Genomic DNA, 16392 nt, shown 5'->3' with positions numbered 1-16392 from the left:
ACTTTTTTGTGTCCTAAATATTGACGTAGATCCAATCAGGTTCAAAAGTGTTTTTGTGTTGTTAAACTTAAATACTGTACCTTATTCAGTAGTGTAACTATCCATCTTTTTTCATTTTATATCAATTTCGTAGTGTCGGAATACACTGAAAAATGTATGAATAAGTTACATATTTCTGGTAGTATAGGAGCATAGGATAAATTGAGATTGAACTATTAAATGGGGGAAAATCATGTCGATTAACAACTTAAAAGTTCTCCATAATCAAATTGAAAAAGAAATACCTAGTTGGGTTAGGTTCGCAAATGTTCTTGGTGAATACATATATGAATACGGGTATCACTACAAAAAAAACGCTAAGGTTGTCATTTCTTTACCAACCCAACAATACTTTTCTTTGTTTGTTGCTATGGGAATTGCAAATAGAAAATTTTCGGTTAATAAACAAACAAGGTCAATTAGAAAAACATTTTTAAGTATGGAATCTGGTAAAAGAATTATATATTTAGATAATGATAAAACGAGAAAAATGTCGGTGTTGGCTTTGGAAGAAAGCCCAATTACTAAAGGCGAAATGCTACTAAAAGTAATGGATGCAAAGGGGGTTGAATTTGGGATACCTGAACGGCAGTGGTTGGAGAAAATAATAATCTTAGATGAAGACTATGAAGGTATAAAGCAATCCATCAAAGTAAATGGAAAGAAACAATTGGGTTTAAATGAGAATACTTTACTGAAGAACATTTATTCCCAGAATCAACTTAATAGAAATGCTTTCTTCCCGGGAGACTACTTTTATCTTATAGGTAACCTGGCTGATGTGGAGGATTGTATAAAAGAAGAAATTTTCATTTCTGAAGGAGAAAGGGGCTCTTTGCAAGACTTTCTTTATTTAAATAAAGAGAACAGTTATACGAATGGAAAGTTGATATCTTCACAAAAGAAGAAATTAGATTTTGAGGTCATTGAGAGTACACCTATAATATTTACTGACTCTCTCAGTTATCTTAAGCAAAAGAAAAATTTTCAGGGAAATCCACAAATCATTATTACAAGTAGAACAGAAAGTGAGAGTAGATTACTAGAAATAACTGAAGAACTAAAGAGAGAATATTTACAGCATGAAACCACTTTAATTACAGGAGAATTGCTAGAATTTATTCATTCTAATGAAGTTAAGGTTCCTAATGGTGTAGAACTTATAGGGTGGAGGTAAGGTACTTGTCATTTAGTGAAGTATTGGATTTTTATGATGTTGGAAGTAGTAGGGTTTCATATGAACATATCAGTAATAGTTCCTTGAACAAATTAGCAGTCAAAATTAATCAGTTTAGATTAGAGGTTATTAATACGTACGAACAAGATGGACAACTTTTTGATGTACTTAAGACACTTAAAAAATGTCTTTTTAGATTAGTAACCGGTTTAAATACTTATGATCAAATAATTACTTCGAATTTAGAAAGAGAAGTAATGACTAGCCTTTCTCAAGTAAAAGCAAGTTATCCAGAACTATTTAGTTCAACTGCTTTAGATATAGCGAAGTTACTGAAAGAACTTTCTGAAACCAAAGAAAATAGTTTACATGCTAAGATTGTTGATCATCTAAGAATAAAGAAAGAGGACAAAGGTTTAAGGATAGCAGTTGTATCAAAAAGTGCCTTGTCTGAAGTTGAAAAAGAGTTATTAAGGAAGAAGGTTGAATCGTCTTTTAAGATCCAATTTCTTACCTTTAGCAGTTTCCGAAAAAGTTTATTAGTACACAACGAGGTAGTCTATATAGGAAGCCCTGATTACTTCGGGGAGGCTGCAAAGAGGAATTTTAACAGTAAAAATTTGACCTTTTTTTCTTATGATTTTTTCCCCAACAAGATTGCACCTAAAAACATCCTAACTGATATTGATCACAATGGTGTTTTTAGCACACTATTTACCCATGTCAATTTTGCTGATCCGTTACAATCAAAAGAAGAGATTGTGTTAGTAGAAAAAGAATATAAAGAAGAGGCTGTTAATCAATTAATACAACAGTCTTATAACATAACAGGAGAGTCTCAAGATAATACCGAAGCGAAAGTAGTTACTTTAGAGAATAGCAGGGTTATTTTTATTCCATTAGATGCGAAAGTAAGAATTTTTTCACCAAATGCTAATAATAAAAGAGTAGTAGTCCAGAAAAGTTTTATTGACGTTGAAGAAGATGATTTTATTGTAATAAGAAACGAAAGTGACACTAAATTAATTGCGGACATAGCGGACAAAGAGATTTTAAAGAACAATGCTAAAAAATTTAGAAATCGACAGCATCATTGGAAAAAAAGGTTACGTTCGGCTGTGGATAAAAAAGGCCAAAAGGCAGTGAGTGATATTTTGTACAGAAAATATAAAATGAATACTGCTTCTCCTGCTTCTGTACGCTCATGGTGTAGCGATGAATCGATTTATCCAAGGGAACTTAATAAGTTATTGGAAGCCTTAAAATATAAGAAAGAAGATATCCAGAAAATTAGTAACAGCATGAACTCAATTAAAAGGGCTCATATTAGTGCTGGCACTATAATTTCTAAAAAGTTGATGTCTGAATTATCAGAGGGCATCCATTCAGAACTTCAAGAAAAGGGGTACTACACTTTTAAATCACATGAATTTAATGGAGCATCTTTTAATATTGAAAGAATGGTTTCTATAGATCATACGATTCGAAGTGTTCCTAAAACTAGTATAATGAGAGTAATAAATTTAGATTAAAAAAGGGGGGTACTAAATTATGAAATTAGAAGATTCTTTAATTAATAGAGATAAAGTTCATGCCAATGTGAAAGAAGAAATAATTGGTCCATCTCAAATTAGAAGTCATTACAAAAAATTTAATCCTGTAGGTACTACTAAATTTGAATCTAAAGAGGATTTTTATAGTCCTCACTACTGGGTTGTAGGAGACAAGAAAGAAGAGATATTACAGAGGGAGACTCCTAGTCAGCGATATGTAAGTGGTATGTTATATCCAATGAGAACTAGCGCTACCGATGAAACCTCTCTTGAAAGTCCTATTCATGACGAAAGTGAAAATCTTGCACAAGATGAGAAAGACTTAGAAGTAGATAAGGTAACAGAGACTAATAATGAAGAAAGTTCGGAAGACCATGGGGAGGTTGAGTTACTTCCCCAATCGAATGATTTCATGCCATCTACTATGGGATTAACATTCTGTATTGATAAAAATGTACCTACCCTACAAGTGAAAATTGAAGCAGGTATATACACACCACATAATGTCTATTTAAATGGTGATAACAATAAGCCACAGAGATGGTGGTTACGTGAAACAATCCAAGGTGTCTGGGAATTGGATGTAAAGGCTCTTTGGGAAACTAAAGAGAAAAAACATGCTGTACTCTTGAGAAATGCTAAGGAACAAAACATAAGCCATCTAGATATAAACTTTCAAGGACGTATCCGAGAAATTAATGGTAAGTACATAGTCACTATAAGCGCAACTAATCGAACTAAAGACAATGGAAATTTCAATTTTCAACAACTTGTTTTATTTCAGTCAAAGTTGAGTATCACTACTCCTGAAAATTATTGGTTCTCTTTTTATCCGAAGGATTATCAGATGAAAAAAAATATGAACGAAGAAGAAGCATCTACAGAATTACTCTACAGAAATGAATTTGTATATGCTTTTGGTCATGGTTGTTCTACACATTGGGAGCAAAATAAAGAGAGAATAAAAGAAATTTCTACAACATTTATGCCAGAATATGAGTCTCTTAGTATGACGCCTAATGTTTATGTAGAAGAAGGGAATAAAAAAGTAGAACTGAAAATAAAAATGAGTGATTTAGCGGGCATATCTTCAGATAGAAAGCCTGATGAAATTCTACAGCCATTAATAAATGGCTATAGTGATTGGATTATAGGGAGGGAAGAAGAGTTAGATTCTGTTCCAGAACCCCTAAAGCCTGTGGCAAGAAGGCACATTGAACTTTGTAGGGAAACTTTAGAAAGAATCGTTAAAGGATTGGAGTTACTGGAGGATCAAAAGGCGTCAAAAGCATTTAAACTTGCTAACCTTGCAATTTTACTCCAACAAAGGAATGGTAAAGTACTAAGGGATGGTAAAGTAGCAAATGGAAATATAATATATGATAAAGACTTTAAAGAAAACGTTGAAGGTGAAGATGCACTAAAGAATGCAAACAATACGTGGAGAGCGTTTCAAATTGCGTTCATCTTGATGTCAATGGAATCGTTAATAAATGAAAGGTCAAAGGCGAGAGATATAGTAGACCTCATTTGGTTTCCGACTGGTGGCGGTAAGACTGAGGCTTATTTAGGTGTGGCGGCTTTCCAAATGATCTATAGGAGATTATTAGACCCTTATGACACTGGTGTTGATATATTAATGAGATATACATTAAGGTTATTGACTGCAGACCAGTTTCAGCGTTCTTCTAGGTTAATTTGTGCTTTAGAATATATCAGGAAGAAGTCCGCAATTCAATTAGGGGAAACCCCGTTTTCAATTGGGATTTGGGTAGGATCAAAAACTACACCTAATAAGAATAATAAAGCGAAAACAGAACTAGAGAAGTTAAGGAAGCAATCTAAAGAGTCACAAGAGTTTATTGTAAATAATTGTCCTTGGTGTGGCGCTAAGATGGGATATTACTCTGAAGAGAGAAATAAAAAAAAGCATTACTTGGGTTACAAAATGGAGAATAATGAATTAGTTTTACATTGTCCGGATAGTAACTGTATCTATAGTGAAGAATTACCAATTTACTTAGTTGATGAAACAATATACAAAAAAAAGCCTACATTTTTGATTGGAACGATAGATAAGTTTGTTCAATTAGTTTGGAAGCCTGAATCAAGGTCTTTATTTGGATTAGGTGCCAATGGTGAAAGAGTAGTGAGTCCACCGTCGTTGATAGTACAAGATGAACTACATCTTATATCTGGACCGTTAGGAACCTTAGCGGGACTATTCGAAACACTAATTGAAGAATTGTGTTTAAAAAATATAAATGGTAAAACTGTTAAACCAAAAATAATTTCTGCCACGGCAACGATTAATCAGTTTAATGAACAGGCTTTAGCCTTATTTGGTAGAGAAGAAGCAAGACTTTTTCCAAGTCCGGGGCTAGATAACAAAGATTCTTTCTTTGCTAAGCCTGCCTATTATGATGAAGGTGAAACGAAACCTATGCCCGGAAGAAAATATGTAGGTGTGTACACTCAAAAAGTAAGGATTATGATGTCACAGGTAATGACTTTTTCATCAATTTTACAGGCTTCTTCAGAAATAGAAAGTAAAGGGAAAGATCCCTATTGGACGTTGCTTACATTTTATAACACACTACGTGAACTAGGTGGAGGCTTAACATTAACTCAAACGGATATACCACAATATTCCAATTCCATGGCTAATAGAAAAGGTATGTCAAAAGATATTAGGTATATTAATAATTACCTAGAATTAACCTCGCGAAAACAAAGTCACGAGATTTCTAAAACAATTGACGATCTAAAAGTTAATTATAAACCTGACAAAAGTAAAAAAGAAAATGAAGTAATAGATTTATGCTTAGCATCTAACATTATTGAGGTCGGGGTAGATATAGATAGACTTTCAGTTATGGCAATTGTGGGTCAACCTAAAATGACTGCTCAATATATTCAGGTTAGTGGTAGGGTAGGGAGGAAATGGGATGAGCGTCCCGGTATTGTATTTACTTTGTACTCTAACACTAAATCAAGAGATAAATCACACTTTGAACATTTTAGAGAATATCACCAACGCCTATATTCACAAGTTGAACCTACAAGTGTCACACCTTTTTCAGACGCTTGTTTAGATAAAGGTTTACAAGCGGTGGTCGTTGGTTTTCTTCGACAAGCGCTTAATCAATATATCGCTCAAACTCCAGATTGGAGAGAGATTGAGAAGTACATGAGTGAAAAGATTGTTCCATTTTATAACCGTTTAGTCAAGAGAGTAGAATTAGTGGACAAAGAACAAGTTGATGAGTTTAAGGACCGCTTTAGGAAGATCCTAAAGAATCTAGAATTAGGTGCTTACAACTCATGGGAAGTAGACAAGGACGTAGAAGGATATATGTACTCTGCCGGTAAAAATATTCCTCCGGCATTAAAAAAGAATTCTTCACCAATGATAAACTCTCTGCGTAATGTAGATGCTGAATGCAGAGGCTTAATTGTGTCCTTATACCAATCTATGTCAGAAAGCAGTCAAAGCAGTAGTTGGGAGGATTTGCTGTCATGAAACATATCCCATTAAGGAGCAGCCAATTAATTACAACATTCGGTCCGGGGGCACTTGTAATAAGTCCAACAGGTGAATCTGCATTAATCGGGTCTTTAGATAAATGGTTCTATGACATAAATGATAATAAGGCACAAGAAATGAACGAGTTTGAAATTGTAGAACCTAGATTAAGGTCAGCCCTTAAAGTAGATAAATTATTTATGCCACCTGATTTCAGGGAGGGATATCGCTTTAAAGGTGATGAACTGGGGAAATCCCAATCAAATACTGATGTGTATATCCCATTGTTAAGGTTTCCAACATGGCAGTATTGTCAATATTGTAAGACGTTGCATCGAGCGCAGTTGTCCCATAGGTCTAGTTGGCTTGTGTGTAAAGGCTGTAATAGAAAAAGTAAAATGATCCAAGTTCCTTTTGTTATAGTTTGCGAACATGGTCATTTATCTGATTTTCCATGGAGGGAATGGGTTCATAAGGATCAAGACACTACATGTGAAGGATTAATGAAGATTGTTTCAACAGGAGGCGCTACTTTGGATTCCCTTAAAGTAAGATGTAGTTGTAGTAAAGAGAGATCTTTAAGGGGAATCATGTCTAGAAGGAGTAATTCTGAACAAGAAGAGACGGGGATTAGTGAACTTAGTAAAATGCTGAACGATTCTGAGGAACTTTATGAGTGTCCCGGTAATAAGCCATGGTACGGTTCAGAAGAAGAAAATGAACCTTGCAATGCATATCCAATCGCAGTTCTTAAAAATTCCATAAACGTATATTTTCCTAATAAGTTAAGTGCAATATATTTACCGGGAGAAAATAAAAACGCAGAGGAAATAATCAACATTTTTGAAAGGAACTTTATAACCCCTTCACTTCTCAATATGACTGGAAATGAGACAATACAGGATAAAATAAAATATGTGAAAAAGTTCTGCCCTGCAGTTATTGAAGATTTCAATGATAGGGATATTGAACTTGCTATTTTATATACGGAGGGTGAAATAGAAGTTGAGTCACTAGAGGGGACTTCTACCAAAAATATAGAGCATCATTTACGTCGAAAAGAATTTGAGGCATTAATATCTGAGATTGATAATAAGAATCTAAAAGTTAAAAACACTTGGATTAAAGAGAACAGATCGGAAAAAGGAATAAAAATGTTCTTTAGTAAGTTAAACAAGGTAACAAAATTAAAAGAGACGATTGCTTTAACTGGTTTTAATAGGTTAAATTCAAATAGTGATAGTGGTGAGAGCAAAAGAATAATTGAAGGGAAAAAACTACTCTTTAAAAATCCTGATAAACCTGAAAACAATTGGTTGCCGGCATACAAAGTATTCGGTGAAGGTATATTTTTTACATTAGATTCTGATAAGTTATTGGAATGGGAAAACGAAAAAAATGTGAAAAACTACTTCAATAGAATGCTAACAAATGCTGAAAAAACTGGGCTTGACGTTAGTGAATCTTTCACATCACCCAAACAAGTGTTATTGCATACTTTGTCACATCTCATTATTAATGAACTTGCATTGACCTGTGGCTACAATGCTGCGTCTTTGAGGGAAAGATTATATTTAGATGAAGATCAATCGGGCCTTCTTATTTATACTTCCTCTGGTGATATTGACGGGACATTTGGAGGACTTGTGAGAATGGGAAGAGAGGATTACTTCTTCCAAATTGTAAGCAGAGCGCTGGAAAAAGCCATGTGGTGTAGTTCAGATCCTGTATGTTCTGAAATAGGAAAAGAGGCGGGGCAAGGGGTTAACAACATTAATGGAGCATCGTGTCATAGTTGCTCTTATTTACCTGAAACATCGTGCGAGGCTGTTAACTTATTTCTAGATAGAACATTGCTTGTGGATCCAGTAATAGGGTTGTTTAAAGAGATTTAGAAGCACTATCTAGGCAATTTATATATAAACTATTTGTTGAAACATTTGTAAAAAGGACAGAGAATCAACTCCTCTGTTCTTTTTTAAATGGATCTATATATGCCGATATAATTCTGCTAAAATTTACATAGTGGTAAGGAGGAAATAAATGTTTTTTGATAGACAGACAGAAGAACAACAAAAGCATTATATTAAATTGCTACAAGTGGTTGGGTCTCTCTCTAACCTCTTTAGCGAGAACAAGACACCATATTTATACTATCGTGCTGCAGAAAATATTTTTTGTAAGGCTTTAGGAGCAAATAACCTCGCACGCGGTGATGTGTCATTTGATGCGTTTAAAGGTAATGTAGGTATTGGTTTGAAAACCTTCATGCATGGTAGTGGAAAAAAGTACGAGAAGATAGCCGAGTTCAATAAAGACATAGATAAATTTCGTCACCTTGACGATAAAGGGACGATGGAGAAGATAGCCGAGTTAAGAAATAATAGAATAGCCGCAACTGAACGTGCTCACGGAACAGATGGAATGATTTACCATTTAGTTACGCGCAAAGATGGTATATTTGAGTTGCATGAAGAAGAAATGCACTACATTGATTTTGATACCTTGAAGTTGGATAGAAAGAAGACAACAGATAAAAACATCTTCTTTAAAGATGAGCACGCAAATTATAAATTTTATATTGCAAAGAGTACATTATATAAACAGTTTATCTGTGACAATCCCGTTACAAGTTTTGATGTTGATATTCTTGATGACCCGTTTCAATTTCTCCTTAGTGATGAAAGTAAAAAATACTATATGGTACATGAAACAGAAGAAGAGAAATATGAGCAAATCTTTTTACCTTTATATTCTGCACGTTCTGGGAAAGTGGAAGAAAAGAGTGGCTTAAACCAGTGGAATGCTAAGGGAGATAAACGTCCTAGGAAACCAAATGAAATATATATACCAATCCCTGCGTGGATTCATAAGCAGTTTGAAGGGTTTTTCCCTTATGATAGACATACTGGAAATAAGGATCCATTTATACTTATTCTACCTGACGGTAAAGAAATCGATGCGAGTATTTGTCAAGGTGGAGGGAAAGGGTTAATGAGTAATCCTAATAAAGAGTTGGGCTTTTGGATTCTAAGAACCATTTTGCAATTACCTGAAGGTCAAGTTGTGACTTATGATGACCTTGATAGAGTAGGTATTGATTCAATTCTTATTACCAAATATAACGATCATCGTTTTAAGATAAACTTTGCCAGTAAAGGTTCCTATGCTGATTTTGAGGAAGAATTTAAGAATTAAGCACAGGGGGCAGCTAAAAGTGTCGAAACATGATACAATAAAGTATGCTTAATCGAACGGAACGTCAGTTCGTATGGAGGTGTACTATATATGACAACAAAGAATGACTATAAATATACTGTATCATCCCTTTTTGCAGGTGTTGGTGGAATCGATAAAGGTTTTGAACAGGCAGGAGCAGAAGTAATATGGGCCAATGAAATGGATAAAAATGCATGTATTACTTATCGTGAGAATTTCAATCATTCTCTTCTTGAGGATGATGTTCGAAACGTTCACGAATTTTTAATGCCTGACACTGATATTCTAACCGCTGGATGGCCTTGTGTTGCGTTTAGTGTTGCTGGACAGAGACACGGAATGAAATATACATGTAGTGACTGTGGACATGAGCATATGGTGACATATGAACAATATGTACAAGGAGCCACTTGTCCTGAATGTGGAGGGAATACGGAAGCAATTGACCCACGTGGTACATTGTTTTATGATGTTGTTCGTTTTATTCGTGCTAAGAAACCTAAAGCATTCTTTTTAGAGAATGTAAAGAACTTACATGGTCACGATAAAGGAAGAACCTTTAAAGTAATTGAAGAAATGCTTCGAGAGAGTGGCTATCACTTTGAGAGCCGAATTTATAACACAATGGAGTACGGCAATATCCCTCAAAACCGAGAGCGAGTATTTATTGTTGGCTTCAGCAATAAAAAGGCTCTGCAAAAATTTGAGTGGCCTGAAAAACTCCCATTAACTAACACCATTGATGATGTGTTGGATCGTAACGAAAAGCAGGATGAAAAATACTATTATCGTGATAGTTCTCAATACTACCCTATGCTTTCTGAGACAATGCAACGGAAAGACACTGTTTATCAACTTCGGCGTGTGTATGTGCGTGAAAACCAAAGCAATGTATGTCCCACTCTCACAGCAAATATGGGTGGCGGCGGCCACAATGTACCTCTAATTCTTGATGATTGGGGTATAAGAAAATTAACACCGAAGGAGACTTTCCGTTTCCAAGGCTTCCCGGTGGATGATGATTATTCTCTCCCGGAAGATATGGCAAACAGTCATCTGTATATGCAAGCAGGAAATGCTGTTAGTGTTCCAGTTATTAAAAGAATTGCAGAGAAACAGTTAGATGCACTGGAAAAGGTTTATAAAAAGAACACAAAAAATAAAAAAGAGAATGAAGAAATGACGACTGTATAAAAAAAGCCCCGCTTCTGCGGGGCTTTTAGTTTTGTGAATTGTTGATTAGTTCTTCTAATGCATTTATTTCATTTTCAATAAACTCCTTCTCAAAGTCATATCGACTCCCAGTCTTTTTGTTTTTTAAACTCTTTGTAGTAGTAGAATTTAAGAAACCTGAAACTATTGATAAGGTGTGGCTCCTTAACTAATTCATCTTTCAATTCTTCAAATGAATGTAAAATATCAGATACTGTAATTATTTTTAAATCACGATGTTGATTCATTATTTTCCTTCTTTCATTATTAGATAATTCTACGTTATTAGATTCCAGATACACCTTAACAATACCTGCTTATAAAGGGAATTGTGCGGATTTTTGTGAAACGCTTCGTATGTATAAACTAGTAGTATAGAAGTGGGTGAAATTACAATTGATAAGAAACTAAAGTAAGATAAAAAAAGACATATCCCCCTATTTTTTGCTGAGTAAGAATTGTCATAGATAACAAACATACGAAGAAGAAGTTGAGGAACTACGAGAAAGGTTGGAACAAATGGGAGAGCCGCTCCCTGAAGAAGTAAAGTTCCCATTTGACTTGGATATCGTAAAAACAGAATACCTAATTGACCCTGAATATGTGAATCACCTTGATATTAGTGTGATAAAAGCAATTGTAAACACTCTTATCGAGAAGATAGTTGCTACTAGATTAAACAGTAAAGAAACTAAGATTGAAATCTATTTCAGGTTTAATCATCCACACATTCAAAAAATCGTTAACTTTAGAAAACGAAACTTACCAAAGACAAATAAAGTAATTTCTAAAGCAAATGACCAGTTTTCCGCATTTGCTAAATTTATTTCGGCTCTCTTTTTGGCTTTAGATGACGGAGAGCCGTCTCCACCAATCACTTTAAAACGTTGATATGGTGGTTTTTTTATTTTACTGGTAACATTTTTATTTATGGAAAGCGGCAGTTGGACTTAGAGTTAATAGTAAAAGTACCCGAACTGATCAAGAATTTATTGATAAATAAAATTGTTAATGTATGGAATTTGTAAAATATAAAACCTAACAGGCAATGTAGACTTTAAACTCGATATTTAAATGTTTTATAGTAATGATAAGAAGCATATGAAGAAATAGCAGCTGCAATTACGACTAGCCCAATTGCTATATAATGTATATAGTTCGGAAATGCAATTGTTGACAAAATAATGAGTAGCCCCGTGATTACAAATGCTTTGGCAGCAAATCTATTCGATAATCTCCAGATATCCTCATTTTTCATGGACCATTTAGTTCTAAGTCCGTAAAGATTATTCATCTTCACATCCTGCATGAAATTGCCCAAAACAACAATTAAAGCGCCTACAAATAAACCTAAAAATGAATTGCTATTTAGTATATGTAATCCATTGAGTATTAATAAAACTTGTATAATGAGAAAAAGTATTGTACAAGAGAGTAAAATAAGATTGATATGTTTCATTTTTTGATTCTTAAAAGCAAGTTTAAGAGTTACAATTGTCATAATCATTATTAAAGGAATGATAAATACCCCAATACGTTTGTCTATATAAGCGTCTGCGTTATTAGTAGTGGACCAATGTATGGCCAAATCATTAGGAAGGTTTGGTAACGCTATAAGGCCTATTAAAACAGATATAATAATGGGGATTATTATAAAGGTATTACTTTTCATAAGACACTCTCCTCTGAAAGTTTATTTTGTAAATTTATACCCCCTAATTACGTCTTAGAAAACAGTAGTATTTAATGGGTATATTGTCGTTCAAATCCGGTTCAGGTGGTGGTGCATTAGTAACTGCTTCTGATATGGCTAAGCTGTGGGGAGCACTTATGCATTATCAACTATTATATCAACTATTAAATGAAACGTACTCAAATAAGCTTTTAATTCTGAAGCGTCTTGTTAACGAAATAAGACAAAGTGATTGACAAACCTCACCAGATGTAACTATTATAATTACACCAGGGTGAGGTTTTATAGTATGAAAATCTTAACTAAAAAGTTGCATAAGGGAGAGGATAATCATGGAACTGAAATTTTTCCGTGAACCTAATACGTACGTAGGGTCAGTCAACTTAAAAGTGGAAAATTTGCAGAAATCGATTCCGTTTTATAGAGATGTAATTGGACTCCAAATAATTGAACAAACGGAGAAGAAAGTAAAGCTAACGGCTGATGGTAAAACAACATTGTTGACTTTAGAACAACCTGATTTTGTAGTTGGTAAACAAGACAATACGACGGGGCTTTATCATTTCGCATTATTGCTACCGAACCGTCTTGAACTAGCAAAGGTTTTAAAACATTTTATCGATCATAACGTTCCGATAGGTGCCTCGGATCATTTGGTGAGTGAAGCACTTTACTTAAATGATCCTGATGGAAATGGAATTGAAATATATCATGATCGCCCTGAAGAGAATTGGGATTGGCAAGCTAGTGAAGTGAAGATGGCAGTTGATCCATTAGATGCTCCAAGTATCTTAAATGAGCTAAATGGGGAGCGGTGGGAAGGTCTTCCTTCTAACACGATTATGGGACACATTCATCTACATGTGTCTGACTTAAATAAGGCGTTACAATTTTATAAGGATGGACTCGGATTTCATGTTGTAAACCAATTCGGCAACCAAGCGCTGTTTATGTCTACGGGTCAGTACCATCATCACATTGGTCTTAATACGTGGCAGGGTGCTGGTGCTCCACCGGCCTCAAAAGAAAGTGTTGGACTAAAGTCCTTTGAACTAGTGTTTCCAAGTGAAGCACATAGAGAAAAGGTTATTCGTCAAGTAACGGAATTAGGCTTTCAAGTAAAGCAAGAAATGAACATTTTTGTTACAGAAGATCCATCAGGGAATTTGATTAAGCTTTGTATCTGAAATAGAAAAGGAAATCGAACCGGCGCTTTTCTCGTATAGGAGAGCGTCTTTTTTTAGTTGGGCTTAAATGTGGATTTATCCAACTAGCATGAAAGGCGTCTACCTTGACTTTATACTTTGAGAGTTTAAGATTAATAAGGTGTAATGAAAGAAAGGGGAACGCATAAATGCAAAGTCAACCAGAATATTACATAGAAAAAGAAAATACATTAACTCGAAAACATGTCCTTACATTTATTTTGATACTTGGATCTTTAAGTGCATTTGGTCCCTTAACTATTGATATGTACTTGCCAGGATTACCGTCACTTGCGCAAGACCTTCATACGAGTGCTTCCATCGCTCAACTTAGTTTAACTGCTTGTTTAATAGGACTTGCTCTAGGTCAAATTGTAGTGGGCCCAATGAGTGATATTCAAGGTCGAAAAAAGCCGCTTATTCTTGCTTTATCTATTTATACTGTTTCATCTTTATGGTGTGTATTTAGTACATCGATTTGGGGATTTATCGGTTTGCGGTTTATTCAAGGATTGTCAGGAGCGGCAGGAATGGTGATTTCCCGTGCTAGTGCTCGTGACTTGTTTTCTGGTACGGAATTAACGAAATTCTACTCGATGCTCATGTTGGTAAACGGGTTAGCCCCAATTCTAGCACCTGTAGTAGGGGGGCAGTTGCTACAATTTATGTCGTGGCGAGGTGTATTTGGTGTATTAGCCGCAATTGGTGCGCTTATGCTCATTGTGATCGTTTTAGGGTTAAAAGAGACGCTGCCAGTCCAAGCTAGAAAAACAGGTGGCGTGACGGAAGTGTTCGCTACTTTTGGTTTACTATTGAAAGATCGTGTCTTTGTTGGATATGCGTTATCACAAGGCTTTATTATGAGTGCGATGTTTGCCTACATATCTGGTTCAACCTTTGTGTTACAAGACATTTATGGACTTTCTCCACAAATGTTTAGCGTGGTGTTTGCTATCAATGGGGTTGGACTTATATTGGCTACACAAATCACTGGTAGGTTAAGTGGTGTGATTCATGATCAGATGTTGCTTATCTATGGCATTTTACAAGCGGTCATTAGTAGTTTGCTTTTAATTGTTATTATAGTAATGAATGCATCTGTTGTGTTTGTGTGTATCATGCTATTTTTAACCATTTCGAGTGTTGGAATAGTTAATACAACCGTTTTCTCATTAGCGATGGAAAATCAATCAAACCATGCTGGGAGTGCATCGGCGCTTCTTGGCCTACTTCCATTCTTACTTGGCGCAGCCGTTGCACCATTGGTGGGAATAGGCGATGGAACAACGGCACTGCCAATGGCATTAGTCATTGCTGGATGTAATCTTATAGCTTTTGGCGTATATATGTTCTTAATTAGACGACGTTAAATGATAGGGTACTTCGTTCGAAAACTGCTCCTTAAGATTACAGTATTTGTTAAAAATGTTGTTGAATGAGTTAATCAAATTGTTGGAATAGAACTCTTTCGAATCGACTTAGAAGAGGCTTGGACATAACCTAGCAAATTTTAAAAAGCGGATGAAATCAATTATACAAACCTTGATTTCATCCGCTTTCTACTTTAGGAAAGTTATATTTCGTTGGCTCATTTACTTCATTGACATTCCACCATCTTGTAACTAGAATGTTTACAGGTGGTGATAACCAATGAAGAACAATCGCTTAGCGGTTTCAATCCATATTCTTTCTATGGCGGCAATCTATAAGAGGGAAGATTTAACTTCAGACTACATCGCTTCAAGTGTGAATACCAACGCTGTCGTTATCCGCCGGTTAATTAGCCAATTAAAAAAAGCTGGCCTTTTGCACACAGAACGAGGTGTACCGGGAATCCTATTGACGAAAAAACCGAACAATATTTCATTGCTGGATATTTACTATGCGATTCAAGCAGAAAAAACATCATCTATATTTTCTACACATGAAAATCCCAATCCCAATTGTGATATAGGTGCTAAAATTAAGGCCACGTTAGAAATGTCTTTTGAACGTGCACAACAAGCAGTAGAACGCGAATTATCCACGCAAACCTTACAAGATGTTATAGAGGACCTCTTTTCAAACTAATTGTACACTATATTAACGTGTAGGAGGCTTAATTATGTCAACTGTTCCAAAAAAGCAACAAGCTCCTAAAATACCAGCACGTCTTCCAGAAGCTAACTTCCAAGACGTATACATAGAAGAAGATCCGTATTTAGCGAACGCGCTTATTTCCAACACTATTATAGAGGGGGAAGAGCTTGAGAAGCTAGTCCTTTCTAGAGTGAAATTTAAAAATGTTCGTTTCCTTCATGCTGACTTTCAGCGAGTTGATATGACTGATGTCGTGTTTGAAAACTGTGATGTATCTAATGCGAGCTTTAGTGAAGGTATCATGCACCGGGTCGTGTTTAAGGATTGCAAGCTGGTAGGGCTGAACTTGTCCCTATGTCACTTAAGTAATGTGTTGTTCGACCATTGTGTTGCGAATATGAGTAATTTTTATGAAGCTCGGTTAAAGCAAGTCGCGTTCCAACATACATCATTACAAAGCGCTAATTTTCATGGAACTTTATTCAAGCATATTGGTTTTGATCACTGTGATATAGATGATATAAATTTAACAGAGACGGAGCTTAACGGCGTAGATATTAGTACATGTAGTTTTGAACGAATTACCGTTGACTTAGACTGTCTTACAGGTTGTATAGTCTCTAAAGATCAGGCAATTGGATTTGCCGCATTGCTCGGATTAAAGGTTAAAGAGGATGCTTGATTAAAAA

Annotated in this window: 14 protein-coding genes; 12 read left to right on the top strand and 2 right to left on the bottom strand. The window is 35.2% G+C overall.

What is annotated here, in order from left to right; translation table 11 throughout:
* Positions 1-232 precede the first annotated feature (232 nt).
* From N784_RS11825 to dcm, 6 genes are all read left to right on the top strand, one after another.
* Entirely contained in the window at positions 233-1216 is a 984-nt protein-coding gene (locus tag N784_RS11825) for a hypothetical protein (protein ID WP_036835149.1), read from the top strand.
* A gap of 5 nt (positions 1217-1221) precedes the next feature.
* Positions 1222-2748: a hypothetical protein gene (locus tag N784_RS11820; protein WP_036835148.1), complete on the top strand. Its 1527-nt coding sequence runs from the start codon at positions 1222-1224 to the stop codon at positions 2746-2748.
* Between the two features lie 19 nt (positions 2749-2767).
* Positions 2768-6292: a helicase-related protein gene (locus N784_RS11815; protein WP_036835146.1), complete on the top strand. Its 3525-nt coding sequence runs from the start codon at positions 2768-2770 to the stop codon at positions 6290-6292.
* A complete protein-coding gene (gene drmB, locus N784_RS11810) occupies positions 6289-8190 on the top strand; it encodes a DUF1998 domain-containing protein (protein WP_036835145.1) in 1902 nt (633 codons plus the stop codon). The genes N784_RS11815 and drmB overlap by 4 nt, the downstream gene beginning before the upstream one ends.
* Positions 8191-8338: 148 nt before the next feature.
* Positions 8339-9493, top strand: a complete 1155-nt coding sequence (locus tag N784_RS11805; protein ID WP_036835143.1) for a phospholipase D-like domain-containing protein — start codon at positions 8339-8341, stop codon at positions 9491-9493.
* A 90-nt stretch (positions 9494-9583) separates the two neighbouring features.
* A complete protein-coding gene (gene dcm, locus N784_RS11800) occupies positions 9584-10708 on the top strand; it encodes a DNA (cytosine-5-)-methyltransferase (RefSeq protein WP_036835142.1) in 1125 nt (374 codons plus the stop codon).
* A gap of 95 nt (positions 10709-10803) precedes the next feature.
* On the opposite strand, the gene N784_RS16945 is transcribed toward dcm, so the two are convergent.
* A complete protein-coding gene (locus N784_RS16945; RefSeq protein ID WP_156965246.1) occupies positions 10804-10974 on the bottom strand; it encodes a hypothetical protein in 171 nt (56 codons plus the stop codon).
* 271 nt (positions 10975-11245) lie between these two features.
* Here N784_RS16945 and N784_RS11795 point away from each other — a divergent pair, with 271 nt between their 5' ends.
* Positions 11246-11617 carry a hypothetical protein gene (locus N784_RS11795; protein ID WP_036835141.1) on the top strand — a complete coding sequence of 124 codons (372 nt, stop codon included), beginning with the start codon at positions 11246-11248 and terminating at the stop codon, positions 11615-11617.
* A gap of 166 nt (positions 11618-11783) precedes the next feature.
* On the opposite strand, the gene N784_RS11790 is transcribed toward N784_RS11795, so the two are convergent.
* The gene (locus tag N784_RS11790; protein ID WP_036835140.1) at positions 11784-12398 is read right to left on the bottom strand and encodes an SdpI family protein; all 615 of its coding nucleotides are present in this window, start codon (positions 12396-12398) and stop codon (positions 11784-11786) included.
* Positions 12399-12472: 74 nt separating this feature from the next.
* Here N784_RS11790 and N784_RS11785 point away from each other — a divergent pair, with 74 nt between their 5' ends.
* The 5 genes from N784_RS11785 (at position 12473) to N784_RS11765 (ending at position 16385) form a co-directional block, all read left to right on the top strand.
* Positions 12473-12655 carry a hypothetical protein gene (locus N784_RS11785; RefSeq protein ID WP_036835139.1) on the top strand — a complete coding sequence of 61 codons (183 nt, stop codon included), beginning with the start codon at positions 12473-12475 and terminating at the stop codon, positions 12653-12655.
* 102 nt (positions 12656-12757) lie between these two features.
* Complete coding sequence (locus N784_RS11780; protein WP_036835159.1) at positions 12758-13606, top strand: VOC family protein; 849 nt, start codon at positions 12758-12760, stop codon at positions 13604-13606.
* Positions 13607-13773: 167 nt separating this feature from the next.
* Positions 13774-14994, top strand: a complete 1221-nt coding sequence (locus tag N784_RS11775; protein ID WP_084600242.1) for a multidrug effflux MFS transporter — start codon at positions 13774-13776, stop codon at positions 14992-14994.
* Between the two features lie 280 nt (positions 14995-15274).
* Positions 15275-15694, top strand: coding sequence for an Rrf2 family transcriptional regulator (locus N784_RS11770; protein ID WP_036835138.1), 420 nt, complete (start codon positions 15275-15277; stop codon positions 15692-15694).
* Between the two features lie 34 nt (positions 15695-15728).
* Complete coding sequence (locus N784_RS11765; RefSeq protein ID WP_036835137.1) at positions 15729-16385, top strand: pentapeptide repeat-containing protein; 657 nt, start codon at positions 15729-15731, stop codon at positions 16383-16385.
* Positions 16386-16392 lie beyond the last annotated feature (7 nt).

Source organism: Pontibacillus litoralis JSM 072002, assembly GCF_000775615.1.
GTDB classification, from domain to species: domain Bacteria; phylum Bacillota; class Bacilli; order Bacillales; family BH030062; genus Pontibacillus; species Pontibacillus litoralis.
The sequence above is the reverse complement of the archived record's forward strand: the minus strand, read 5'-3'. Positions and strand labels throughout refer to the sequence as shown.